General features: G+C 70.6%; 22 protein-coding genes. 4 read left to right on the top strand and 18 right to left on the bottom strand.

The window, feature by feature from the left end:
- Positions 1-220: 220 nt before the first annotated feature.
- From EAO72_RS31885 to EAO72_RS31845, 8 genes are all read right to left on the bottom strand, one after another.
- Positions 221-832, bottom strand: coding sequence for a response regulator transcription factor (locus tag EAO72_RS31885; RefSeq protein WP_148020549.1), 612 nt, complete (start codon positions 830-832; stop codon positions 221-223).
- A complete protein-coding gene (locus tag EAO72_RS31880) occupies positions 829-2007 on the bottom strand; it encodes a sensor histidine kinase (protein WP_148020548.1) in 1179 nt (392 codons plus the stop codon). Before EAO72_RS31880 ends, EAO72_RS31885 begins: the two co-directional genes overlap by 4 nt.
- Positions 2004-2759: an ABC transporter permease gene (locus EAO72_RS31875; RefSeq protein WP_148020547.1), complete on the bottom strand. Its 756-nt coding sequence runs from the start codon at positions 2757-2759 to the stop codon at positions 2004-2006. The genes EAO72_RS31880 and EAO72_RS31875 overlap by 4 nt, the downstream gene beginning before the upstream one ends.
- Positions 2753-3691 carry an ABC transporter ATP-binding protein gene (locus EAO72_RS31870; protein WP_148020546.1) on the bottom strand — a complete coding sequence of 313 codons (939 nt, stop codon included), beginning with the start codon at positions 3689-3691 and terminating at the stop codon, positions 2753-2755. Before EAO72_RS31870 ends, EAO72_RS31875 begins: the two co-directional genes overlap by 7 nt.
- 454 nt (positions 3692-4145) lie before the next feature.
- Positions 4146-6386, bottom strand: coding sequence for a hypothetical protein (locus tag EAO72_RS31865; protein WP_187285293.1), 2241 nt, complete (start codon positions 6384-6386; stop codon positions 4146-4148).
- A gap of 175 nt (positions 6387-6561) precedes the next feature.
- Entirely contained in the window at positions 6562-7008 is a 447-nt protein-coding gene (locus EAO72_RS31855; RefSeq protein ID WP_148020544.1) for a DUF6113 family protein, read from the bottom strand.
- Complete coding sequence (mshB, locus tag EAO72_RS31850; RefSeq protein WP_148020543.1) at positions 7005-7925, bottom strand: N-acetyl-1-D-myo-inositol-2-amino-2-deoxy-alpha-D-glucopyranoside deacetylase; 921 nt, start codon at positions 7923-7925, stop codon at positions 7005-7007. The genes EAO72_RS31855 and mshB overlap by 4 nt, the downstream gene beginning before the upstream one ends.
- A 204-nt stretch (positions 7926-8129) precedes the next feature.
- Positions 8130-8324, bottom strand: coding sequence for a DUF2304 family protein (locus tag EAO72_RS31845; protein WP_148020542.1), 195 nt, complete (start codon positions 8322-8324; stop codon positions 8130-8132).
- Positions 8325-8535: 211 nt separating this feature from the next.
- On the opposite strand from EAO72_RS31845, the gene EAO72_RS31840 reads away from it, so the two are divergent.
- Entirely contained in the window at positions 8536-10617 is a 2082-nt protein-coding gene (locus EAO72_RS31840; RefSeq protein WP_410090552.1) for a S9 family peptidase, read from the top strand.
- Between the two features lie 2 nt (positions 10618-10619).
- Here the strand turns inward: EAO72_RS31840 and EAO72_RS31835 are convergent, their stop codons facing one another.
- The 6 genes from EAO72_RS31835 to EAO72_RS31810 form a co-directional block, all read right to left on the bottom strand.
- The gene (locus EAO72_RS31835) at positions 10620-11672 is read right to left on the bottom strand and encodes a hypothetical protein (protein WP_261991691.1); all 1053 of its coding nucleotides are present in this window, start codon (positions 11670-11672) and stop codon (positions 10620-10622) included.
- A 216-nt stretch (positions 11673-11888) separates the two neighbouring features.
- A complete protein-coding gene (locus EAO72_RS31830; RefSeq protein ID WP_261991690.1) occupies positions 11889-13376 on the bottom strand; it encodes an ABC transporter ATP-binding protein in 1488 nt (495 codons plus the stop codon).
- Complete coding sequence (locus EAO72_RS31825) at positions 13366-14343, bottom strand: ABC transporter ATP-binding protein (protein ID WP_148020540.1); 978 nt, start codon at positions 14341-14343, stop codon at positions 13366-13368. The genes EAO72_RS31830 and EAO72_RS31825 overlap by 11 nt, the downstream gene beginning before the upstream one ends.
- A 13-nt stretch (positions 14344-14356) precedes the next feature.
- A complete protein-coding gene (locus tag EAO72_RS31820) occupies positions 14357-15331 on the bottom strand; it encodes an ABC transporter permease (RefSeq protein ID WP_148020539.1) in 975 nt (324 codons plus the stop codon).
- A complete protein-coding gene (locus tag EAO72_RS31815) occupies positions 15324-16247 on the bottom strand; it encodes an ABC transporter permease (RefSeq protein WP_148020538.1) in 924 nt (307 codons plus the stop codon). Before EAO72_RS31815 ends, EAO72_RS31820 begins: the two co-directional genes overlap by 8 nt.
- A gap of 111 nt (positions 16248-16358) precedes the next feature.
- The gene (locus EAO72_RS31810; protein WP_148020537.1) at positions 16359-17990 is read right to left on the bottom strand and encodes a peptide ABC transporter substrate-binding protein; all 1632 of its coding nucleotides are present in this window, start codon (positions 17988-17990) and stop codon (positions 16359-16361) included.
- Positions 17991-18178: 188 nt separating this feature from the next.
- Here EAO72_RS31810 and EAO72_RS31805 point away from each other — a divergent pair, with 188 nt between their 5' ends.
- Positions 18179-18628, top strand: a complete 450-nt coding sequence (locus EAO72_RS31805; protein ID WP_148020536.1) for an NUDIX hydrolase — start codon at positions 18179-18181, stop codon at positions 18626-18628.
- Here EAO72_RS31805 and EAO72_RS31800 read toward each other — a convergent pair.
- On the bottom strand, positions 18618-19121 hold the full coding sequence (locus EAO72_RS31800; RefSeq protein WP_148020535.1) for an NUDIX hydrolase: 504 nt from the start codon (positions 19119-19121) through the stop codon (positions 18618-18620). The two genes, EAO72_RS31805 and EAO72_RS31800, sit on opposite strands and share 11 nt — an antisense overlap.
- 104 nt (positions 19122-19225) lie before the next feature.
- On the opposite strand from EAO72_RS31800, the gene EAO72_RS31795 reads away from it, so the two are divergent.
- A complete protein-coding gene (locus EAO72_RS31795) occupies positions 19226-19714 on the top strand; it encodes a MarR family winged helix-turn-helix transcriptional regulator (RefSeq protein WP_148020534.1) in 489 nt (162 codons plus the stop codon).
- The gene (locus EAO72_RS31790) at positions 19711-21015 is read left to right on the top strand and encodes an MFS transporter (protein ID WP_148020533.1); all 1305 of its coding nucleotides are present in this window, start codon (positions 19711-19713) and stop codon (positions 21013-21015) included. Before EAO72_RS31795 ends, EAO72_RS31790 begins: the two co-directional genes overlap by 4 nt.
- Before the next feature lie 107 nt (positions 21016-21122).
- Here the strand turns inward: EAO72_RS31790 and EAO72_RS31785 are convergent, their stop codons facing one another.
- Genes EAO72_RS31785 through EAO72_RS31775 form a run of 3 tightly spaced genes read right to left on the bottom strand, consistent with a single transcriptional unit; the run spans position 21123 to position 24328 of the window.
- Positions 21123-22250, bottom strand: a complete 1128-nt coding sequence (locus EAO72_RS31785; protein WP_148020532.1) for an ABC transporter ATP-binding protein — start codon at positions 22248-22250, stop codon at positions 21123-21125.
- A 25-nt stretch (positions 22251-22275) separates the two neighbouring features.
- Positions 22276-23340 (bottom strand): ABC transporter ATP-binding protein, encoded by a 1065-nt coding sequence (locus EAO72_RS31780; protein ID WP_148020531.1) that lies wholly within the window; start codon positions 23338-23340, stop codon positions 22276-22278.
- A 10-nt stretch (positions 23341-23350) separates the two neighbouring features.
- Positions 23351-24328 (bottom strand): ABC transporter permease, encoded by a 978-nt coding sequence (locus EAO72_RS31775; protein WP_148020530.1) that lies wholly within the window; start codon positions 24326-24328, stop codon positions 23351-23353.
- Positions 24329-24378: the final 50 nt, after the last annotated feature.

The following is a 24378-nucleotide window of genomic DNA, read 5'->3' as shown; positions in this document are numbered from 1 at the left end:
GGCCGCGGGCAGCCGTCCGGGGGCGGAAGCACCGCAGGCAGCCAGCCGGGGGCGGAAGCACCGCAGGCAGCCGTCCCGGGGGCGGAAGCACCGCGGGCGGGCAGCCGCTGGACGAAGAAGACCGCGGGCGGGCCGTGCGGTGAGGTCGTGGGCCGGGCGGGGCCCGGTCCGCCTCCCGGCGTAGGCCGGCGCCGGGTGTGGCCGGTCGGCAGGCGGGCTGTCAGAGCCAGCCCTTCTCCCGCGCCATCCGGACCGCCTCCGCGCGGTTGCGCGCCGCCATCTTCTGGATCGCCATGGAGAGGTAGTTGCGGACCGTGCCCTGCGAGAGGTGCAGCGCACCGGCGATCTCCGCGTTGGTCGAGCCGTCCGCGGCGGTGCGCAGCACGTCGCGTTCGCGTTCGGTCAGCGGGCTGGCGCCGTCGGCGAGGGCGGCGGCCGCGAGGGTGGGGTCGATGACGCGTTCCCCGGCGAGCACCTTGCGTACGGCTTCGGCGAGTTGGGAAGCGGGTGCGTCCTTCACCAGGAAGGCGTCCGCGCCCGACTCCATCGCCCGGCGCAGATATCCGGGGCGGCCGAAGGTGGTGACGACGACGACCTTGACGCCGGGGAGGTCGCGGCGCAGTTCCGCCGTCGCCTCGATGCCCGTCATGCCGGGCATCTCGATGTCGAGGAGGGCCACATCGACGTCGTGTTCCCTGGCAGCGGCCAGTACCTCGTCGCCGCGCGCGACCTGGGCGACCACCTCGATGTCGGGTTCCAGGCCGAGGAGTGCCGCGAGGGCCTCGCGCACCATGGACTGGTCCTCGGCGAGGAGGAGTCTGATCATGCTCATTCCCCGGATCCTAGGCCGGATTCGAGAGGAACGCTGAGGACCGTGGTGAAGCCTTTGCCCGAACGGGAGTCAGTGGCCCGGGTGGTGAGCGTCCCGTCGACCGTGGCGAGGCGCTCGGCCATGCCCGTGAGGCCGTTGCCCCGGGTCGTGCCGGAGGCGCCGCGGCCGTTGTCGGCCACGGTGAGTTCGAGGACCCGCCCGTCGAGGGTCTGACGCGGGGCGAGGGTGACCGTGCAGCGTCCGGCGCCACTGTGGCGTACGACGTTGGTGACGGCCTCCCGCAGGGCCCAGGCGAGTACCTCCTCCGCCTTCTCCGGGAGTTCCTCGGGGGCCTCGGCCGGAATGTCGGCGGTGATCCCGGCGGCGGCGAGCGCGGTTCTGGCCCCAGCCAGTTCGCCGGGAAGGGTCGGCCTGCGGTAGCCGGTGACGGCGCTGCGTACGTCCACGAGGGCCTGGCGGCTGACCTGTTCGATGTCGGCGACCTGTGCGGCGGCCTGTTCCGGGTTGGCGGGGAGCATCCGTCCGGCCAGTTCGCTCTTGAGGGTGATCAGGGAGAGGGAGTGGCCGAGCAGATCGTGCAGATCGCGGGCCAGGCGCAGCCGCTCCTCGTTCGCGGCGAGCTGGGCGACGGTGGCGCGGGCCTCGCGGAGCTGGATCGTGGTGCGGATCATCTGCCGTACGCCGGACATCGCGAACCCTCCGAGGAGCGCGGGGAAGACCAGGGCGGTGATGATCTCGCGGGGGTGGTCGCCGGTCAGGCCGATGGCCACCAGGACGAGGGTGACGACGGGGATCAGCCAACGGGCGGTCCGCATCGGCAGGGTGGCGCCGACGGACACCGACACGTACACGAACAGCACGAGCCAGGGCGTGCCGAACGTCAGGGAGAGCAGGACGGCGAGGGCGCCGAGGAAGGCGAGGGCGGCGCGGACCCGGAAGGGGTCCAGCGCCTTCGAGGTGTGGCGGAAGACCAGGACGAGATAGCTGCCGACGAACACCAGCAGACCGAGGGTGCCGAGCGCGGTCGCCCACGGTGTGTGGTTCCCGTCGGCGAGGTCCTTGACCGGCGCGCTCATGAAGGCGAGCCAGATGCCGATCCACAGGAGCTTGGTCCCGGCCTGCTTCGTGTTCGTGGGCGGGCGCCCGATACCCACGGACGTCTCGTCCTCGTTCATGCCTTCAGGGTGTCCTTCCGGTAGAGCCAGGCGGCGCCGCCCGCGAAGAGCAGGAAGTAGGCACAGAGGATGGCGACGTCCTTGGCGTGCGGCGCGCCGCCCATCTCGACGGCCTGGCCGAGTGCAGCGTACGCGTGGGTGGGCAGCCACTCGGAGATGTTCTGGATCCACTGCGGGAAGGTAGCGCTCGGCATCCACAGACCGCCGAGGATGGACAGGACGAAGTAGATGATCATCGTGATCGGGCGGACCGCGTCCCCGCTGGCGAGGTAGCCGATGGCCACCCCGAGTGCGGCGAAGACCAGCGAACCGGCCCAGATGACGCCGGTGAGGGCGAACCACTGCCAGAGGTCGAACCGTACGTGCTTGGCGGAGGCCGCGACGAGGAAGACGACCACGATGCAGGGCAGGGTGACCATGGCGGCGCTGGCGATCTTCGCCAGGACGTAGCCGCGGCTGGGCAGTGCGGTCAGCCTCAGCTGGCGGACCCAGCCCTTCTCGCGCTCCTTGGCGATGCGTTCGCTGTTGCCCATCAGGACGGCGGTCAGCGCGCCGAAGGAGGCCATGGAGACCATGAAGAAGGACTGCAGGGTCAGATCGGTGTGCGGCACCTTGTCGGTCGTGTTCTGGGTGCCGGAGATCAGCAGGTAGATCACCGACGGGTAGATGATCGAGAAGAACATGAACTTCTTGTTCCGCAGGGTGCGGGTCACTTCGAGCTTGATGAGCGCCCATGAGAAGAAATTCAGCATCGGGTCCTGGCCTCCTCGGCCTCGGTGATGGCGACGAAGGCCTGTTCCAGGCCGAGTCCGGCGACTTCGAGCTCGCGCGGGTAGAGGCCGAGGCCGTAGACGGCGTGCACGGTCGCGTCGGCGTTGTGCGACTGGATACGGACGCGGGGGCCGGTGATGTCGAGCGTGGAGAGGAACGGCAGGGCGCGCAGGGCCTCTTCGTCGATCACGCCCTCGAGCTCGAAGGAGATACGGCGGGCCCCGGCACGTGCCTTGATCTCGGCGGCGGTGCCGTCGGCGAGGATCCGGCCCTTGTGCAGGACCAGGACACGGTCGGCGATCGCGTCGGCCTCTTCGAGGTAGTGGGTGGCGAACAGCACGGTACGGCCCTGGTCGGCCTGCTCGCGCATGGTGGCCCAGAAGGCCTGGCGCGCGGTGACGTCCATGCCGGTGGTCGGCTCGTCCAGCACGATGAGGTCGTTGGCCCCGGCGGTGGCGAGCGCGAACCGTACGCGCTGTTCCTGGCCGCCGGAGAGCTTGTTGACCAGGCGGCCGGCGATCGGCGCGATGCCGGCCCGGGCCAGCACCTCGCTCACCGGGTAGGGCCTGGGGTGCAGATCGCAGACGAGCCCCACCAGTTCGCCGACGGTGACGTCCTCCATGAGGCCGCCCGACTGCAGCATGGCGCCGACCCGGCCGGCGGCGATGGCCGCCTGCGGGGTCGTACCGAAGAGGCGGACCGTCCCGGAGTCGGCGGTGCGCAGGCCGAGGAGGAGGTCGAGGGTGGAGGACTTGCCGGCGCCGTTGGGGCCGAGGAGCGCCACGGTCTCACCGGGATGCAGGTCGAGGGTGAGCCCGTCGACGGCGCGTACGTCTCCGTAGGCCTTGCTGACCTGGTCGAAGCTGACCACGGCGGTCCTGGCCGCGGTGACTTCGGGGGCTGTCGTTGTCATGCGTCCAGCCTGGCTCAGGCGGGGATCCGCCCGGCAGGGTCACGGGTCGTGAATACGGGATGACAGATGTCATGAGGTTCGCGTGACGGCGGGGCGGCGTCTGCTTCGGCCGGACCGGGCGACGTATGACGGCGGGGCAGCGTCGGCGTCTGCCGGACCGGGCCACGTACGACAGCGGGACAGCGCCTGCGTCTGCCGGACCGGGCCACGTACGACAGCGGGACAGCGCCTGCGTCTGCCGGACCGGGCCACGTATGACAGCGGGACAGCGCCTGCGTCTGCCGGACCGGGCCACGTATGACAGCGGGACAGCGCCTGCGTCTGCCGGACCGGGCCACGTATGACAGCGGGACAGCGCCTGCGTCTGCCGGAGCGGGCCACGGTACGCCGCCGCCCCCGGCCGGGATTCCGGTCGGGGGCGGCGGATTGCGCGGGGACGGTGCGGGTGCGGGTGTCAGCCGTTGCCGCCGAGGTCGATCGTGACGGTCCGCTCGGCCTCCGTCTTGCCGAGCAGCGCGCCCCTCATCGCGAAGGCCACGTCGTCGGGTCCGACCTGGTGCTTCGTACCGTCACCCTTGGTGACCATGATCCCGTCGAAGACGCCTCCGCAGAGCTCTTCAATGGCCTTCTTGTTGTAGCGGTCCACGAGCTTGCCGTCGACCGGCACCATCGAGAGGATCTTCGGCAGCGACTTGGCCGGGCCGAACGGGATCTCCTTCGTGCCCGCCTTGATGCGGATCAGACCGGACATCGCCGGCTCCGCGAACTCCTTCATCGCCCGGTCGAGTTCGGCCTGGCTGATGGTGGGCTCGCTGGCGGTGACGGGCAGCTGGACGGTGTTCGCCCTGCCCGTCTCGACCTGGGCGCGGTACGCGTCACGTACCGACACCATCGACTGGTTGACGTCGAGCGCCTTGCCCGGCTTGCCCGGGACGGCGACGGCCTTGCCCGGCACGAACTTGATCGTGCCGTCGCTCGCCGAGCCCGAGGCACCGGCCAGGTCCTTCAGCGCGACGCCGAGCTTCTCCTCGTCGACCGGGATCACCGGGTCGACCGCGCGCTCGCCGCCGAAGAGGGAGCCGATGACGGAGACGGGGTTGTAGTCGCTGCCCGCCGCGGCACGTACGGTCGCCTGGCTGTCCAGCGACAGTCCCGCCTTGTCCGGGGCGAGCTGCGTCTTCTTGCCGTCCACGGTCAGCTGGAGCGGGGCCCTGGACCGCTCGCCGAGCGCGGCGTCGAGCTTCTCGACGGCGTCGTCCCTGGTCCCGCCGCCGATGTCGACGCCGAGGACGGTGGTGCCCTTGGGCACGTCGGAGTGGTTCATCAGCAGCCCGGCGCCGTAGGCGAGGCCGAGCAGGCAGACGGCGGCCACACCGAGCATGACCAGCTTGGAGCGGCCCTTCTTCGTCGGGGCGCTCGACGCCGCGGGCTCCGGGGCCGTCCGGGCTGCGGGCTTGGGCGCCCGATCGGCGAACCCTCCCGGCCCGGCCGGTCCGGTACCCATCGGGCCGTCCGGCGTCTGCGGGGCGGAGTCGGCACCGGGGAACGGCGACGGCCCGCCCGGACGGGGCTCCGAGGGCACGACGGGGATGCCGCTGTTCAGCGTGTCGCCCGAGACGTTGCCCCCCGGCCCGGCGGGGCCCGGTCCGAACTGCGGGGTGAGCACGGCGGTGTCGTCCGACATCCGCGGCGGCACGCCGCCGGGGGTGCCGGGGCCCTGCGCGCCGCCGGGGCCCGCCGGTCCGCCCGGCCCCGGACCGGGGCCGAACGGCGCCCGCCCGTCGAGGTCCGGGGTGAGGGCCGAGGTGCCGGTGGCCGGTCCCGTGGTGGGTCCGGACGGTCCGGGCGTACGGATTCCGAGGTTCGGCGTGGAGCGGGGCCCGCCCGCACCGTCGCCACCGAAGGCGTCGGGACCGGGCGCGCCCGGGTCGCCGGCGCGCTGCGGTCCGTCGGAGAAGTAGGGCAGATCGGCGCGGGGGCCGCCCGGGGGCGGGCCGGAGGGACCGGAACCCGGACCGTCCGGCCGGCCGCCGGGGCCACCGGCCGCGAAGCCGGCGCCGTCCGTACCGCCGGGGCCCTCAGGACCACCGGCCCGGAACCCGGAGCCGTCCGTACCACCGGGCCCGCCCGCACCACCGGCCCGGAAACCGGCGCCGTCCGTACCGTCGTTCGGCGAGGTGCCCGACGAGGCGCTCGCGCCCGCAGGAGCGGTTGCCGGAGCGCCCGCCGGAGCGGCTGCCGGGGGCTTGCGCGGCGCGAACCAGTCGCTGCCGCTCTTCTCCCGGGCCGGCTTCTCCGCCGCGGGCTCCGCCGCGACCGCGGTGTCCCGGGACTCGGGACCGGGCACGGCCGGCGCCGCCTGCGCGCCGTTGGACGCCGGGGCGCCCGGTCGCGGGGTAGAGCCGGTGCGCTCTCCACCGGAGCCGTCGACATCGCTCATGGGCGTACGCATGACGACCGGAGGGATGGGGCGCGAGCCCGGAATGTTGATCCGGATACGCGTCGTCAGCGTCGTCTCGGTCCTCGGCTCGTCGGGCTGAGGCGGATCCGCAGGCTCCGGGGACTCCTCCGGGGCGTCCTGCGAAGGGTGCAGCGACGGATACTGGCGGGATCCGTACGGCGGCGTACCCGAGGGGTACGCGGCTCCTCCGCGGCCCTGGGGCCCGGAGGACGAACTGTCAGTTTCACGACTCAAAGCAGGTTCTCCCGATTGGCTCCGCCGCCCGTACTTCCCCCATGCCGCAGGCCAGGGGACGGCTCGGCGCGCGAACCACCTTACTGGCCGCGGCCGACAGACACCCCGCGACCGGGGGAAACGAACCCGCACCCCCCGGACGGACAGGGGGCATTACGGGATGGGACGTGGCACATTACTTGCCAGGTCGGCCGCTGTCGGCCCCCAGTTGGGGCGCCCGCGACATGGTGGCACAGATCACAGCGATGGCCATGCCGCCCAGCATGAAGAGGGCGAGGCCCAGTTCGTTCCCGAAGACGTAGTCCCCTTCCGGTCTTCCCCCCAGCAGAAGAATGACCGAAACCAGCCATCCCGCGGCGGGCGCCAGGGCCCCCGGCTGGGTGCCCATCAGGCTGCGGCCGCCATAGAAGAGGCCGGTGGCGGCGAGCAGCGCCAACAGCAATCCGCCGGGGAACCAGGCGGATTGGACGAGTGTTCCGGCGATGCCGACGAGCGCGCCGAGGACCGCCAGGCCCAGCAGCGCGGCGATCCGGCGAGGGTTGAGGGGCGCGGCCAGACCGGTGGCCGGAATGTCCCTCGGAGGTGCGTTGGTCCGCGCGGCGCGCGGCCTGCTGCCGCTCATCGGCGCGCCTCCGCCGGTCCCTCGAAGAGACCGTGCAGGCCCGCGAAGAGATCGCGTTCCCGGGTTCCGTCCGCGGCGCCGGAGGCACCGTTCACCAACTCGTAGTACTCGGTGGTGAGGACGGGCTGCCCCAGGTCGTTCGACAGGGCGAAGAAGGAACCGTCGATCGCGATCTGGGTGGCGTGTGCCCGCATCGCCGCGGCCTTCGCCTCGCCGTGTCCGGTGCCGTCGATCTCGGTGGTGATCAGGGTGTCGTCCACCACACCCGGCACGTCGTCGATCGCGGCGATGCCGGGGAACGCGTCCGGGGCGGTGGCCCGCAGTCGGGCGAAGCCCTCCTCGGCGACCGGGCGCGGCACCCGGTTCCAGTAGATCTTGGCGATGGTGTGCGCGGCGCCGGAGCCGGTGCGGTACGCGGGGTCGGCGGCCAGTTCCGCGGCACGCGTCGCGACGCGGTGCGCCTGGATGTGGTCGGGGTGCCCGTAGCCGCCCTCGGGGTCGTACGTCACCAGCACCTGGGGACGTACCTCACGGATCACCTCCACGAGGTACCCGGCGGCCTCGTCGACGTCGGCCGACCAGAAGGCGCCGGGGCGGTGGTTCTGCTCGGCGCCCATCATTCCGGAGTCCCGGTACCGGCCGGCGCCGCCGAGGAGGCGGTGGTCGGTGACGCCCAGTTCCTTCATCGCCGCGGCGAGTTCGCCGCGGCGGTAGGGGCCGAGGGCGTCGTCCCGGTCCGCGGCGAGATGCGCGAGGGCGGGCGGGATGATCTCGCCCTCCTCGCCGAGCGTGCAGGTCACCAGCGTGACCAGGGCGCCGTCGGCCGCGTACCTGGCCATGGTGGCGCCGTTGTTGATCGACTCGTCGTCGGGGTGCGCGTGCACCAGGAGCAGACGCCGGGCGGGAAGGTCCGTCATGGGGACCACCCTACGAGCCGACGGTCCCCCGGAGCGACGGCGGCCACGCTCCGGCGGGCGAAGGACCGCACGCGCACGCGCCGCGGGGACTCACGGAAGGACAACGGGCGGTGGTCCAGTGACGGACCGCACGCACGCACCGCGGACACACGCGCGCACCACGGGCACCCGAACGCGCCGACGGACCTCGCACGGTCGGAGGCGTCAGAACTTGATGCCTCCGATCACGCCGGCCAGGTTCGTGGTCAGCTCGGAGATGCTGGGCGCTATGGACGAGCTGGCGAGATAGAAACCGAGCAGCATGCAGACGACCGCGTGTCCGCCCTTCAGTCCGGATTTCCGGATCAGCAGGAAGACGACGATCGCCAGCAGCACCACCGCCGAAATCGAGAGCGCCACGGCGGTTCACCTCCATCTGTACGGTCGGGACGGGCAGCACGCATGGAGCCAGCAGGTTCATACCCACCGAGCGCTACGGATCATAACTATCCGTGGCAAGGCATTGATCGGGGCACAGCAGCACGAGGGGCGCACGGACGGCGGGGCCGGCCGATAGGTTCGGCCTATGACTTCGCCAGAGATCACCTTCCCGCTGCAGTTGGCCCGGACCATGCGCTTCACCCTCGGTGCACCGCGCGCGTTCACGGTTTCACCCGATGGTGAACGGGTGGTCTTCGTGCGCTCGGGTTCGGGCACCGACCGCTCGGGCCGGCTGTGGGTGCTGGACCTCAGCGACGGCGCGGCCCCCCGGGAGCGGGTCGTGGCCGATCCGGCGGTGCTGCTGGGCGGTTCGGCGGAGCGGCTCTCGGCCCAGGAGCGGGCCCGTCGTGAGCGCAGCCGCGAGGGGTCGTCGGGGATCGTCGGCTACGCGGTGGACGCGGCGGCCGAGTTGGCGGCGTTCGCGCTCTCGGGGAAGGTGTACGTCGCCGAGCTGCGGGCCGGGACGGCACGCGCCCTGCCCGTACCCGGCCCGGTGATCGATCCGCGCCCCTCCCCCGACGGGCGGCACATCGCCTACGTGTCCAAGGGCGCGCTGCGCGTCGTGGGCGCCGACGGCGAAGGGGACAGGGCGCTCGCGGAGCCGGAGGAGGCGGATGTCTCCTACGGGCTCGCGGAGTTCATCGCGGCCGAGGAGATGCAGCGCCCGCGGGGCTTCTGGTGGTCGCCGGAGTCGGACCGGCTGCTCGTCGCCCGGGTCGACGACAGCCCCGTACGGCGGTGGTGGATCGCCGATCCCGCGAACCCGGACCGCAAGCCGGCCGAGGTCGCGTACCCGGCGGCCGGGACGCCCAACGCGGTGGTGCGGCTCTTCGTCGTCGACCTGGCCGGACAGCGCACCGAAGTGGCCTGGGACCGGGCCCGGTTCCCTTACCTGGCGCAGGTGCACTGGTCGTCGGACGGGGCGCCGCTGCTGCTCGTCCAGGCCCGTGACCAGCGCAGTCAGCTCTACCTCGCCGTGGACCCGGAGACCGGGGCGACCCGGACGGTGCACGTGGACGAGGACCCCGTGTGGCTGGACCTGTTCCCGGGGGTGCCCGCGTGGGCGCCGGACGGGCGGCTGGTGCGGATCGCGGACGAGGGCGGGGCACGGGTCCTCGCGGTCGGTGACCGGCCGCAGACCGGGGCCCAGTTGCAGATCCAGTCGGTGCTGGACATCGGGGAGTCCGACATCCTCGTCACGGCGTCGGCGGGCGAGCGGGCCACCGAGGCGGAGATCGGCGAGAGCCACGTCTACCGGGTCAACGAGCTGGGCGTCGAGCGGGTCTCGGAGGGCGCGGGCGTGCACGCGGCGGTCCGGTCCGGCGCGGTGACCGTCATGGTCTCCACCGCGTTGGACGCGCCGGGATCGACGGTCCGGGTGTTCCGGGACGGGAAGCGGATCGCCACCGTTCGCAGTCACGCGGAGCAGCCGGTCCTGTCCGCGCGGCCGCAGCTCACCGAAGGGGGCGCACGGCGGATTCCGTGCGCCGTGATGCTCCCCACCGACTACAAGGAATCGGATGGTCCGCTTCCGGTTCTGATGGATCCATACGGTGGACCGCACGGCCGCCGGGTCCTCGCCGCCCACAATCCGTACCTGACCTCGCAGTGGTTCGCGGACCAGGGGTTCGCCGTGATCGTCGCGGACGGCCGCGGCACCCCCGGCCGCTCGCCCGGCTGGGAGAAGGCCGTCAAGCACGATCTCACCCTCGCCCTCGACGACCAGGTCGAGGCGCTGCACGCCCTCGCGGAGCGGTACCCGCTCGATCTCGGCCGGGTGGGCATCCGGGGCTGGTCGTTCGGCGGCTTCCTGGCCGGCATGGCGGCCCTGCGCCGGCCCGACGTCTTCCACGCGGCGATCGTGGGCGCTCCGGTGACCGACCAGCGGCTGTACGACACCCACTACACCGAGCGCTACCTCGGCGATCCGGCGACGCAGCCGGAGGTCTACGCGTACAACTCGCTGCTCACCGACGAAGGGCTCTCGCACGCCGCCGACCAGGTACGGCCGATGATGATCATCCATGGGCTGGCGGACGACAACGTGGTGGTGGCGCACACCCTGCGGCTGTCACAGGCGCTGCTCGCGGCGGGCCGCCCGCACGAGGTGCTGCCGCTGAGCGGGGTGACGCACATGACCCCGCAGGAGAAGGTGGCGGAGAACCTCCTGCTGCTCCAGGTGGACTTCCTGAAGCGGTCACTCAACGGGTAGGGCTACCAGCCCGGCGGCGGCTGCGAGGGCGGCGGGGGCGGTCCGAAGCCGCCGCCCTGCGGGTATCCGTAGCCCGGGGCCGGCGACTGCTGCCCCGGGTACGGGGCGGGGCCGTAGCCGGGCGGACCGAATTCCGGGGGTCCGTACCCGGGTCCCTGCCCCGGCCCGTACGGTCCGGGCACGTCGGCGAAGCCCCTGGGCGCCAGCGCGATCAGCACCACCAGCGCGGCGAGCAGCTCGAAGATCCAGCTCAGGAGCGTGAGCTGGGTCTCCGTCGGCAGCGCACCGAAGTGGTCGAGCAAGTCGTAGTGCACGATCCGGACCACGCCCAACGCCCCGCCGGGCAGCAGCAGCACGGCGGCCACCAGCCCGAACGGCCGCGCGTGCACGGCGTGGAAGAGGGCGCTCACCCCCGCGACGAGGCAGAGCAGCGCCAGCGCGGCGGTGCCCCAGCCGGGCGGCGGGTCGATCACGCCGTGCGGGACCCGGTCACCGCCCACGTACCACTCGGGGTAGATCTCGGGGTACCGCACCATCTGGCGGATCTCCCAGGCGATCAGCACCGCTCCGGCGGCACCCAGCATCAGGAACGCGGCGACGGAGGCGCCCGGGCCGGGCCGGGTMGGCAGTTGTTCGTAGGAGTCGGCGGGCGGGCGGCGGCCGGCGCCGGCGGTGATGAACAGCGCGATGCCCGCGGCGAGGGCCACGAAGGCGCAGATGAGTGCCCGTGAGCGCAGGTCGTCGGAGAAGACCGACTCCATCCGGTGACTCCCGATGCCCCAGAGTCCGGGCAGCCGCACGGCGAGCGTGATCACTCCGGTGGCGACAAGCACGGTGGCGGCGACCGAGGACCGTAGCGCGGCGACGGTGGCGGCGGCGTACACGGCGAGGAGGGCGACGTCCAGGGGCGAGGTCGCGGGCATCGCCCGCGGACGCGCTTCGGCGAAACCGGCCCAGTAGCGCCACAGCTGGCCGGCGTCCACGGCCCTGATGTCCCGTACGAGCCAGCTCGCGACGATCAGGGCGAGCACCGCGCAGAGAGCGGCGCCGGTCACTCTTGCTCCACGGGTGAGTATCACCCCAGCGATACTCCACCGCGCCCGGCTTCCCGACAAGAGGGCCGCCGGCGCGGTCCGTCGGGCGACCGGCCGGAGGGACGAGAGTCCTTCCGGCCGGTCCACGGCACCCGCACGGCCGTACGCAGTCCATGCTGACGGGTCCGTATATCGGACGTGAGACGCCCGAGTTGCCCTCGCGTTAACGGCCCGTCGTCAGCTGACCCGGCTGCTGCCGGAGGGCGGCGGCGGACCGTCGTCCTCGTCCCCCGCCTCCGGCGAGAGCGCGGCCTCGGCTTCGGCTTCGGCTTCGGCTTCGGGCGCCGGCCCCGGCTCCGGCTGCACGGGCGCCTCCGGGTCGCGCTCCGGCTCCACCCGTGACGCCGACGGTTCCGGCTCAGCCGCTGCCGCCGGCCCCGCCGCCGGCTCCGACTCCGGCTCCGGCTCGCCATGGGACCGCGGCGGCTTCCGGGCCTCCCGGTCCACCTTCTCCACATCCGGTCCGGCCCCCACGGCGCCCGCGGCGCCTTCACCGGCCCCTTCACCGCCCTCGCCGCCCTCGCCCACCTGCTCCAGCGTGCCCTCCGGCGGCACCACCCGCTTCTCCTCCGCGAAGTGACAGGCCGAATCGTGCTTGGCCGGACTCTCCGTCAGCCGGAAGACCGCCGGGACCGCCAGCAGCGGGACCTCCAGCTCGCACCGCTCCTGCGCCTTCCAGCAGCGGGTACGGAAGCGGCAGCCGGACGGCGGGTTGGCGGGCGAGGGAACGTCGCCGTGCAGGATGATCCGCTCGCGGTATTCGCGCGCCATCGGGTCCGGAACCGGCACCGCGGAGAGCAGTGCCTGGGTGTACGGATGCGTGGGGTGGTCGTAGATCTCCTCGTCCGTGCCGATCTCCACGAACCGGCCGAGGTACATCACGCCGACCCGGTCGGAGATGTGGCGGACGATGGAGAGGTCGTGCGCGATGAACACGTAGCTGAGGTTGAACTCCGCCTGCAGCCGGTCCAGCAGGTTGACGACCTGGGCCTGGACGGAGACGTCGAGGGCCGAGACGGGTTCGTCGGCGACGATGATCTCGGGGTTGAGCGCGAGGCCGCGGGCGATGCCGATGCGCTGGCGCTGGCCGCCGGAGAACTGGTGCGGATAGCGGTTGATGTACTCCGGGTTGAGGCCGACGACGTCCAGCAGGTCCTGGACCTTGCGCCGCCGGTCGCCCTTGGGCGCGACCTCGGGGTGGATCTCGTACGGCTCCCCGATGATGTCGCCGACCGTCATCCGCGGGTTCAGTGAGGTGTAGGGGTCCTGGAACACCATCTGGATGTTGCGGCGCACGGCCTTCAGCGCGCGGCCGGACAGCTTGGTGACGTCCTCGCCCTTGTATCGGATCGCACCGGCCGTCGGCTGCTCCAGGTGCACCAGCATCCGGGCGACGGTCGACTTGCCGCAGCCGGACTCGCCGACGATGCCGAGGGTCTCGCCGGCCGCCAGGTCGAAGGAGACGCCGTCGACCGCCTTGACGGCACCGACCTGCTTCTTGATCAGGATGCCCTGGGTCAGCGGGTAGTGCTTGACGAGGTCGCGCACCTCCAGGATCGGCTCACCGCCCGCGTACGCACTGCCCTCGCGTGACTTGGCCAGGAGGTCGCGTGCCATCCGGCTCTCCTCACGCGCTTCCTTGCGCCCCGAGTGATCAGCGTGCATCGAGCGTCTCCTTCCAGAAGTGGCAGGCGCTCTTTCGGTGCTCGGCCACGTCGTACAGCGGCGGCACGTCGGTGCGGCAGACGTCCTGGGCCATCGGGCAGCGCGGGTTGAAGGCGCAGCCGGGCGGGATGTGCAGCAGGTTGGGCGGCAGGCCCTTGATGGCGTAGAGCTCCTGGCCCTTCTGGTCCAGGCGCGGGATCGAACGGAGCAGGCCCTTGGTGTACGGGTGCGCGGGCGCCTGGTAGATGTCGTGGACCGGTGAGGTCTCCACGATGCGGCCCGCGTACATCACGGCGATCTTGTCGGCGACGTCGGCGACGACGCCCAGGTCGTGGGTGATCAGGATCAGACCCATGTTCAGCTCGCGCTGGAGCTCCGCGAGCAGGTCCATCACCTGGGCCTGGACCGTGACGTCGAGGGCGGTGGTGGGTTCGTCCGCGATGATCAGCGAGGGTTCCAGGGCCAGCGCCATGGCGATCATGATGCGCTGGCGCATGCCGCCGGAGAACTGGTGCGGGTAGTTGCCGACCCGCTCCTTCGCGGCCGGGATGCGCACCCGGTCCATCAGCTCGACGGCCTTGGCCTTCGCGTCCTTGCGGGACATCCCGCGGTGCACGACGAACATCTCGCCGAGCTGCTGCCCGACGGTCAGCACGGGGTTGAGGGAGGAGAGCGCGTCCTGGAAGATCATGGCCATCTCCTGGCCGCGGATCTTCCGGCGCTCCTCCTTCTTGAGTTTCAGCAGGTCGCGGTCCTTGAAGAGGATCTCGCCGCCGCTGATCTTCCCGGGCGGCATGTCGAGGATGCCCATGATCGCCTGTGCGGTGACCGACTTGCCGGAGCCGGACTCGCCGAGCACGGCGAGCGTCTCGCCCTCGGCGACCGAGTAGTTGACCCCGTTGACGGCCTTGGCGACCCCGTCCCGGGTGTGGAACTCCACGTGCAGATCGCGCACTTCGAGCAACATGGCAGCGGACTCCTCAGCGCAGCTTGGGGTCGAGGGCGTCGCGCACCGCGTCGCCGAGCATGATGAACGCGAGCACGGTGACCGCCAGGGCCCCGGCGGGCCAGAGGAGCATGTGCGGGGCGTTGCGGATGTACTGGGACGCGGCGGAGATGTCGATGCCCCAGGAGACGGCCGGTGGCTTCAGGCCGACGCCGAGGAACGACAGGGTCGCCTCCAGCGAGATGTACGTGCCCAGCGCGATGGTCGCGACGACGATGACCGGGGCGATGGCGTTGGGTGCGATGTGCCGGAGCATCATCCGCCCGTTGGAGGCGCCGAGCGCCCGGGCCGCCTGTACGTAGTCGTTGTGTTTGGCGGTGATGACGGAGCCTCGGGCGATACGGGCGATCTGCGGCCAGCCCAGCAGCACGATGAACCCGATGACGGGCCAGACGGTGGAGCTGGTCACCACGGAGAGGAAGACCAGGCCGCCGAGGACGACGGGGATGCCGAAGAAGACGTCGGTGAGGCGGGAGAGGATCGCGTCCCACCAGCCGCCGAAGAATCCGGCCAGACCGCCCAGGATGCTGCCGATCAGTGAGACGCCGATGGTGGAGCAGATGCCGACGGTGACGGAGTTCCGGGCGCCGTACACGACACGGGTGTAGACGTCGCAGCCCTGGCCGTCGTACCCGAAGGGGTGGCCGGGCTGGGAGCCCTCCTGGGACTTGTCCAGGTCGCAGTCGAGCGGGTCGCCGGAAGCGATGAGCTGCGGCCAGATGGAGATGATCACCAGGAACAGGATAATCAACGCGGAGATGATGAAGACGGGGTTGCGGCGCAGGTCGTGCCAGGCGTCGGACCACAGGCTCTGCGGTTTGGTGCCGGGGCCCGTCCCCCGCGGGCCGCCGGGGGTCTTCTCGAGGGTGTCGCCCTCGTCGAGTGCGAGGTCCATCGTTCCGCCGGCTCCGGCCGACGAGATCGCCTCGTCCGGTGTCTGCTCAGGCATAGCGGATCCTCGGGTCGAGTACGGCGTACAGCAGGTCGACGATCAGGTTCGCCGCCAGGAAGACGAGGACCAGGACGGTGACGAACCCGACGACGGTCTGGGAGTTCTGGCGCAGGATGCCCTGGTAGAGCTGGTAACCGACGCCATGGATGTTGAAGATCCGCTCCGTGACGATCGCGCCGCCCATCAAGGCGCCCACGTCCGTACCGATGAAGGTGACGACGGGGATCAGCGAGTTGCGCAGCAGGTGGCGCACGACCACGCGGCGCCTGGGGAGGCCCTTGGCGGTCGCGGTGCGCACGTAGTCGGCGCGGGCGTTCTCGGCGATGGAGGTGCGGGTGAGCCGGGTGACGTAGGCCAGTGAGACGGAGGCGACCACGAGTCCGGGGATGATCAGCTCGTTGAGCGGGGCCTCGCTGGAGACGGAGGGTTTGATGACGCCCCACTCCACGCCGAGCAGGAGCTGGAGGAGCAGACCGGTGACGAAGGTCGGGATGGAGATGACGACCAGCGTCAGGATCAGCACGGTGGTGTCGATGGGCCGGCCGCGGCGCAGGCCGGTGACGACGCCGAGGCTGATGCCGATGACGATCTCGAAGACGATCGCCACGAGGGTGAGGCGGATGGTGATGGGGAAGGCCGTGGCCATCAGCTCGGTGACCTTCTGCCCGTTGAACGCGGTGCCGAAGTCGCCGGTGAAGACGTTCCCCATGTAGGTCAGGTACTGCTGCCAGACCGGCTTGTCGAGGCCGAATTCCGAACGGAGTTGGGCGGCGGTCGCCGGGTCGCACTGGCGGTCGCCGCAGAGACCCGCGATGGGGTCACCCATCACGTTCACCATGAGGAAGATCAACAGCGTGGTGCCGAAGAAGACCGGGATCATCTGCAGCAGCCGCCGGATCACATAACGTCCCATGAAGGGCTCCGGGGGTCGCGGGGTCGGAAGTCTCTGGGCTGAGGAGTCGCGGGACGGGGAAGCCGGGTGGCCGGTGCGTGGGCGCACCCGGCCACCCGGCCGCCTATCGGGTCACTTGACCTCGATCTGCTCGTACACCGGGACGCTGAACTGGTTCAGGGAGACGTTGGTGACGTTCTCCGAGTAGCCGGCGCTGCCGTTCTGGTACCAGAGCGGGATGACCGGCATCTGCTGGACCATGACCTTCTCGGCGTCCTGGAAGGTGGAGACGGCCGTGGCCTTGTCCGACTCGGCGTTCGCCTTGTTGACGAGGTCGTCGAACTGCTTGTTGCTCCACTTGCCGTCGTTGGACGAGGCGTTGGTGTAGTAGACGGGCTGCAGGAAGTTCTGGATCAGCGGGTAGTCCATCTGCCAGCCCGCGCGCCAGGCGCCGCTCAGCTTCTGCTGGGAGACCTGGCTGCGGAAGTCGGCGAAGGTGCCGATCGGGGCGCCGACGCACGCCTTGTTGTTGCCCATGACCTTGTTGATGCTGTTGCAGACGGCGTCGACCCACTCCTTGTGGGAGCCGGTGTCCGCGTTGTACGAGATCTTGAGCTGGCCGCCGGGGATGCCGCCGCCGTCCTGGATCATCTTCTTGGCGTCGGCGGCGTTGTACGTGCACTCCTTGCCGCAGAGCCCCTTCTTGAAGCCGCCGTCGTCCCCGAGGACCGGCGAGGTCCAGTCGGATGCGGGGGTGCGGGTCTTCTGGAAGATCTGGTTGGTGATCTGCTCGCGGTTGATCGCCATGGAGAGGCCCTGGCGGACCTTGATCGCGCCGGGGGTGTTCCACTGCTTGTCGTAGAACGGGAACGCGAGCGTCTGGATGATGCCGGCCGGGGTGTTGATGTAGCGGTCGCCGAGGTCCGCCTTGACGTTCTTGAGCTGGGAGGCGGGCACGTCGTCGACGAGGTCGAGGTTGCCGGCCGTCAGATCGGTGTAGGCGGTGTTGTTGTCGGTGTAGACCTTGAGGTCGATCCCGCCGTTCTTCGCCTTGTCGTCACCGGGGTAGTCGTCCCACTTGCGCAGGCTCATGGACGAGCCCTTGGTGTACTTGTCGATCGTGTACGGGCCGTTGCCGATCGGCTTGGACACCCAGGCCTCGTGGTCCGTGAAGAAGGTCTTGGGCAGCGGCGCGAAGGCGGGGTAGCCGAGGGTGTCGGGCCACAGGGAGAACTTCTGCGTCAGCTTGACCGAGAAGGTCATGTCGTTCACCTGCTTGAGCCCGGAGAGCGTGGTGGCGCTCGCCGTCCCCGTCTCCGGGTGGACCTTGTCGTATCCGTCGATGTAACCGAAGAAGTAGGCGTTCTTCTGGTTGTTCTTCAACAGGGCGCCGTAGTTCCAGGCGTCCACGAACGACTTGGCGGTGATCTTCTCGCCGTTGCTGAAGGTCCAGCCGTCCTTCACCGTGATCGTGAAGTTCTGGTTGTCCGTGGACTCGATCTTGTCGGCGAGCATGTTCGTCGCCTCGCCGGTCTTCGGGTCGTACTTCTTGAGCCCCCGGAAGATCATGTCGAGGACCTTGCCGCCCTGCACCTCATTGGTGTTGGCGGGCTCCAGCGGGTTCTGCGGGTCACCCCAGGAGGAGCTCACGATCCCGTCCGCGCCACCGCCACCGCCGCCGCTGTCCCCTCCGCCGCAGGCCGTCGCCGCCAGGGCGACGGCCACCGCACATGCGGCCCACTTGACCTGTGTGGCTCCGCGCATGGAGTGCCTCCTCGTAGTGCTCCGTCTTACGTGAGGTCAAATATCGCCGCATAGCGGACTTCTCGCATATTTACTCCCGCCATCCGAGCTCAGCGGGGCCATGCGGGTGGATACGGGGCCGCTAGCCTGCGACCCGGCGTCAGGGATGTGCCCTGTCGGCCTACGCACACGAAGGAGGGGCGGGAATCGTGGACGCTCAGGTACGGACCCGTGTTTCGGCATACGCCATCGCAAGAGAGGACGATCGCCTCCTGCTGGCCCGCCTTTCGGACGCCTCGCCCGTCTTCGCGCCTGGCCTGTGGCACCTGCCGGGCGGCGGGATCGATCCGGGCGAGCAGCCCGTCGAGGCGCTGGCCCGTGAACTCCTGGAGGAGACCGGACACGAACTCGCCGACGCCCGGCTGGCCGATGCGCGGACCTACGCGGCCCGGCGGAACGGGGTCAGCTGGAGCCTCACGGCGTTGTTCTACGTGGTCACCCTCAAGGGCGGGTCACCGGAAGTGGCCGAGACCGACGGCTCCACGGACGGGGTCGCGTGGGTCCCGCTGGCCGCCCTGCGGGACGATGCCCTGCTGTCACCGGCGGCGGCCGACGCCCTCCGCATCCTCGAACGGGCGGCGCCCACGATCACCCGCTGAGGCAAGCGCCGCTCACGCCGGGCGGGCCCCCGTCGCACCACGGGCCGTCCGGCGCCAGGGCGCCCAGCACCGCCACCAGCCGCGGCGGCTCGACCCGGTCCGGCAGCCCGGCCAGATCCGGCCGGGCCACCCAGGCATGCGTGTCCAGGCTGACCTGCTCGTCGGGGAGCAGTCCGGTCCGCACCAGCGCCGGCCGCTCGCCGGGGAACCGGGCGACGAAGAAGTGCTCCGTCCCGATGTGCCGCTTGCCGTTCCACCACACGTCACGGTCGACGGGCACCCAGCGGTCCAGGACGGCGGCCGGGTCGAGTCCGGTCTCCTCGACGAGCTCACGCCGCGCCGCCGCCAGCGGGGTCTCGCCCGGCTCGATGCCGCCGCCCGGCGGCTCCCAGAGCCACGACCCGTCGTACGGATCCCGCCAGCGCAGCAGAAGCACCCGGTCGGCGGCGTCGAGGCAGAGGACCCGGGCGGCAGGCCGGTGTGCGGTTTCCACCGGCCCGACGTTAGGCGGCACGCGCCACGCGTTCAAGACCGGCTCGGCCGGCAGGCAGGGCCCCGTCGCGCCCACATATATACAAGCGCTGTTATATTAGCGCTGTGACATCATCTGACCCCACCGCGCTCCCCGATCCCTGGCACTCCCTGCACGAGCTGCTCGCGGCCATGGATGCCGAGATCGAACAGGTCTACGTCGAGCGCGGCATCGAGGGCGTACGGCCCCGCTTCGCCTATCCGCTCATCCGGCTCGCCCACACCGGCCCCCTGACCATCCGTGAGCTCGCGAAGTCCCTGAACCGCTCGCACTCCGCGATCAGCCAGACCGTCGCCGCCATGCTCAAGGAGGATCTGGTCACCTCCGAGCCGGGGCCCGACGCCCGCACCCGGCACATCGGCCTGACCGAGCGCGGCCGGTCGCTGGTGCCGTTCCTGGAGGCGGAGTGGCGCGCCACCCATGCCACGGTCGCCGAACTGGACCACGAGGTCCCGCACGCGATGACCGGCGTGGTCGAGGAGGTACGGCGGGCGCTGGAACGCCGGTCGATGCGGGAGCGGATCCTCCACCACCTCGCCGAGCCACCGCGATGAGCGGACGTTTCCGCGTCCGGTTCCTCGACACCCGCCCGCTGCGCGGCAACCGGCCGTTCCGCGACCTGTGGATCGGCACCTCGGTCTCCCAACTCGGCGGCCAGACAGCCAATGTGGCGGTGCTGGCCCAGGTCTGGGATCTGACCGGCAGCCCCGTGGGCACCGGCGCCATCGGACTCGCCACCGGTCTGCCGATCATCCTGTTCGGACTGCTCGGCGGCACCCTGGCCGACACCGTCGACCGGCGCGCCGTGGTGCGGGCGACCACCGCGGGCCAGCTGCTGGCCGCGGCGGGGCTGTGCGCCCAGGCGCTGGCGGACAACCGCAGCGTGCCGCTGCTCCTCGCCCTGGTCGCCGTGGGGACGAGCTGCGGCGCGCTCGGAGCTCCTGCCCGGCGCACCTTCCCGGTCCGGCTGCTCCCGGGCGACCAGATCGCGGCCGGTCTCGCGCTGACGAACATCTCCTTCCAGGCGGCGATGCTGGCCGGCCCCGCGATGGCCGGGCTGATCATCGCCCGCTGGGACTTCGCTGCCGCGTACGCGATCCAGGCCGCGGCCATGGCGGTCTCGATGCTCGCGGTGATCCGGCTGCCCGCCATGCGGCCCGAGGGCGCCGGTGCGACGGGCGGCAGGCGCCGGCCGGAGCGTGGCGGGTGGCGAGCCGTCCTCGGCCGGCCGACGCTGCGGGGCTCGCTGGCCACCGACCTGGCCGCCACGCTGCTCGCCATGCCCGTCGCCCTCTTCCCCCTGGTCAACGAGATCCGCTTCGGAGGAGACCCGCAGACCCTGGGCCTCTTCCTCTCGGCGGTCGCGGTCGGAGGCATCACGGCCGGTCTGCTCTCCGGCACGGTGACACGGTGGCGCCGCAGCGGCCTGGTTCAGCTGGCCGCGGCCGGTGTCTGGGGCCTGGCGCTGGCCGGTTTCGGTCTGGCGGGGCCCTTGTGGGCGGCGCTCGGCTGCCTGGCCGTGGCGGGCGCCGCCGACACCGTGTCCGTCGTCACCCGCAGCGCCCTGGTGCAGCTGGAGACGCCGGACGCGTACCGGGGGCGGGTCTCCTCGGTGGAACACGTGATCGGCGTCGCGGGCCCCGAGCTCGGCAACTTCCGGGGCGGACTGCTGGCATCGGTCACGTCCGCCCCGCTCGCCCTGGTCGCCGGCGGACTGTCGGCCACCCTGGCCATCGCCGCCGTGGCCGCCACCCACGCCCCCCTTCGCGCCTACCGCACACCGTCCGCCGCCGCGAAGGCGGACGGCTCTGCCACAGAACCCGCCGTCTCCGAAGCCGCCGTACCGGCCGGATGACCGGCCTTCCACGCCTCGTGCGACCGTGCGGCCCCGGAAACGCGAACGGGTGCCGGGACGCTTGCGCGTCCCGGCACCCGAACTCCCGGCTTCGCCGGAGGGTCCCGCTACTTCGTTTCCGCGTCCTTCTCCAGAGCGATCAGCGCGGGGTCGAGAACGACGTCCGGGCCGGTCTTCTCCGTGGTCGGCTCCTCCGGGAAGTGGCAGGCCGTCAGGTGGCCCTCACGGGCACCCGAGAGCTGCACCAGCGGAGGCTCCTCCGTCGCGCACTTGTCCTGCGCCTTCCAGCAGCGCGTCCGGAAGCGGCAGCCGGAGGGCGGCATGATCGGCGACGGCACGTCACCGAAGAGCCGGATCCGCTCCGTCTTGTCCGCGTCCAGGTCCGCGTTCGGCACCGCCGAGAGCAGCGCGTGCGTGTACGGGTGGCGCGGCGCGTTGTACAGGGAGTCGCGGTCGGCAACCTCTACCACCTTGCCGAGGTACATCACCGCGATGCGCTGCGAGAAGTGCCGGACGATCGCGAGGTCGTGCGCGATGAACACGAACGCGATGTTCAGCTCACGCTGAAGCTCCTGGAGCAGGTTGATGACCTGTGCCTGGATCGACACGTCCAGCGCCGAGACCGGCTCGTCCGCGATGATGATCTTGGGGTTGAGCGCGAGCGCGCGGGCAACACCGATGCGCTGACGCTGGCCCCCGGAGAACTCGTGCGGGAAGCGGTTGTAGTGCTCCGGGTTGAGCCCGACCGTCTCCAGCAGCTCCCGCACCCGTGCCTCACGGCCTCCGGGCGGGTTGATCCCGTTGACCTCCATCGGCCCCGAGATGATCGTTCCGACCGTCTGCCGCGGGTTCAGCGAGGCGTACGGGTCCTGGAAGATCATCTGGATCTCGGACCGGATCGGTGCCAGCTTCCTACGGTTGGCGTGGGAGATGTCCTGGCCGTTGTAGGTGATCGTGCCGCTGGTCGGCTCCATCAGCCGGGTGAGGAGCCGGCCCGTGGTCGACTTGCCACAGCCCGATTCACCCACCAGACCGAGGGACTCGCCCGGATACACGTCCAGCGTCACGCCGTCGACGGCCTGAACCGCACCGACCTGCCGCTTGAAGGGAAATCCGCCGTAGATCGGGAAGTGCTTGGTCAGGCCCTTCACGCTCAGGAGCGGTTCCGAGACATCCGGCTCCCGCTCCGCCTGAGCCGTGTCCGGACCGGCGGTGTTGCTCTTGTTCTCGCTCATGGTCATAGCCCCAGTTGCCGGTACATCAGCCCAGCCGGGGCTGAATCGTCTCGATGAAAACCTGCTGCTTCTGCTCGCCGGTGAGGTGGCAGGCAGAGCCGCGCCCCTCCGGAAGCAGGGGTCGCTCGTTCACGCAGCGGCCGCTCCCGTCGACGATGTCGACGAACGAGCACCTCGGATTGAACGCGCAGCCCGACGGCGGGTTCAGCAGGCTGGGCGGCGACCCCGGAATCGGCGTCAGTTCCGAACCCACGTCCTGGGAGAGCCGCGGCATCGAGCCGAGCAGACCCCAGGTGTACGGGTGCTCCGGAGTCTTGAGCACCTCACGCACGGTGCCGCGCTCCACGGCCCGGCCCGCGTACATCACCAGCAGGTCGTCGACGGTGTTCGCGACGACGCCGAGGTCGTGGGTGATCAGGATGATCGCCGAACCGAACTCCTGCTGAAGGTCCTTGAGCAGATCGAGGATCTGCGCCTGGACGGTGACGTCCAGGGCGGTCGTCGGCTCGTCGGCGATCAGCAGTTCGGGGTTGCAGACCAGCGACATCGCGATCATGGCGCGCTGGCGCATACCGCCGGAGAACTGGTGCGGGAAGTCGTCGACCCGGCTCTTCGGGTCGGGGATCCCGACCTTGCCGAGCATCTCGATCGCCCGCGCACGCGCCTCCTTCTTGGAGGCACCCGTGTGCTTGATGTACGGCTCGGCGATCTGCCGGCCCACCGTGTAGTACGGCGAGAGCGCGGTCAGCGCGTCCTGGAAGATCATCGCCATCTTGTTGCCGCGGAGCGTCTGGAGCTGCTTGTCAGAAGCGCCGGTGATCTCCTGGCCGTCCAGCACGATCTCGCCCGAGACCTCGGTGCTGCGCCGGTTGTGCAGCCCCAGGATGCTCAGGTTGGTCACCGACTTGCCGGAACCCGACTCGCCGACGATACCGAGCGTCTGCCCGCGCTCCAGGTCGAACGAGAGCCCGTCGACGGCTTTGACGATGCCGTCCTCGGTGGAGAACTGGACCCTCAGGTCCCGCACCGACAGGAAGGCTCCGGACGAGGAGGGTGCGGGCGAGTCCTCGGTCTTGGTGAGTGTGGTCACGGTCGTACTCCTAGGACAGACGCACGCGCGGATCGATGAACGCGTACGCGGCGTCCACGATGACGTTGAACAACAGGATGAAGGCGGCGCTGAAGATCAACACGCCCATGGTCAGCGGGAGGTCCTTCAGGACCACGGAGTCGCGGGCGAGGCGGCCCACTCCGGCCAGACCGAAGGTGAGTTCGGTGACCATGGCGCCACCGAAGAGCGCGCCCATGTCCATACCGATGATCGTGACGATCGGGATGAGCGAACCGCGCCAGGCGTAGCGGAAGAAGACGAAACGGCTCGTCATACCCTTCGCGCGGGCTGCCTTGACGTGCTCTTCCTGCAACTGCTCGATCATCGACGAGCGCGACATACGCGTGTACTGGGCCGTGAAGATGACCGACATGACGAGCCACGGGATCAGCAGACCCATGAACCAGCCACTGAAACTCTCCGTCAGCGGCACGTACTTGGGCTTGTCCAGCCATCCCGTGCTGTAGACGAAGATCCCGAGGACGACCGGGCCGAGGAAGTAGATCTGCAGGGAGCTCAGCACGAGCGAGGCGGAGCTGACCGTCTTGTCGACCTTCGTGCCCTTCTTCCAGGCAGCGAGCATACCCAGGCCCAGGCCCACCACGAGGAAGACGATGAGTCCGCCGGCGGAGAGGGAGAGCGTCAGCGGGAGACGGTCGATGATGGTGTCCCAGACCGGCTGGCCGCTGGCGAAGGAGATGCCGAAGCAAGGAGCGGCGCAGTCACCCATGGCCAGGTCACGGCCGGCGAAGATGCCGACCATGTAGTGCCAGAACTGGACCGCCACCGGCTCGTCCAGGCCGAGGTTCGTGTGAATGACCTTCAGCGCGTCCGGAGTGCAGTTCTTCCCGCACGCGAGCAGTGCGGGGTCCTGCGGGATGGCGAAGAACATGAAGTACGTGACGGCACTGATCAGGAAAAGTGTCAGGACTGCGCCGAGCGTCCGGCGAGTGAGGAATCGAAGCATGGCTGGTCGCTGCTCTCAGGACGGCGGCAATGAGGGGGACATCAGGAGAG

Origin of the sequence: Streptomyces sp. OR43 (assembly GCF_008042275.1) — a bacterium.
Lineage (GTDB): Bacteria > Actinomycetota > Actinomycetes > Streptomycetales > Streptomycetaceae > Streptomyces.
The sequence above is the reverse complement of the archived record's forward strand: the minus strand, read 5'-3'. Positions and strand labels throughout refer to the sequence as shown.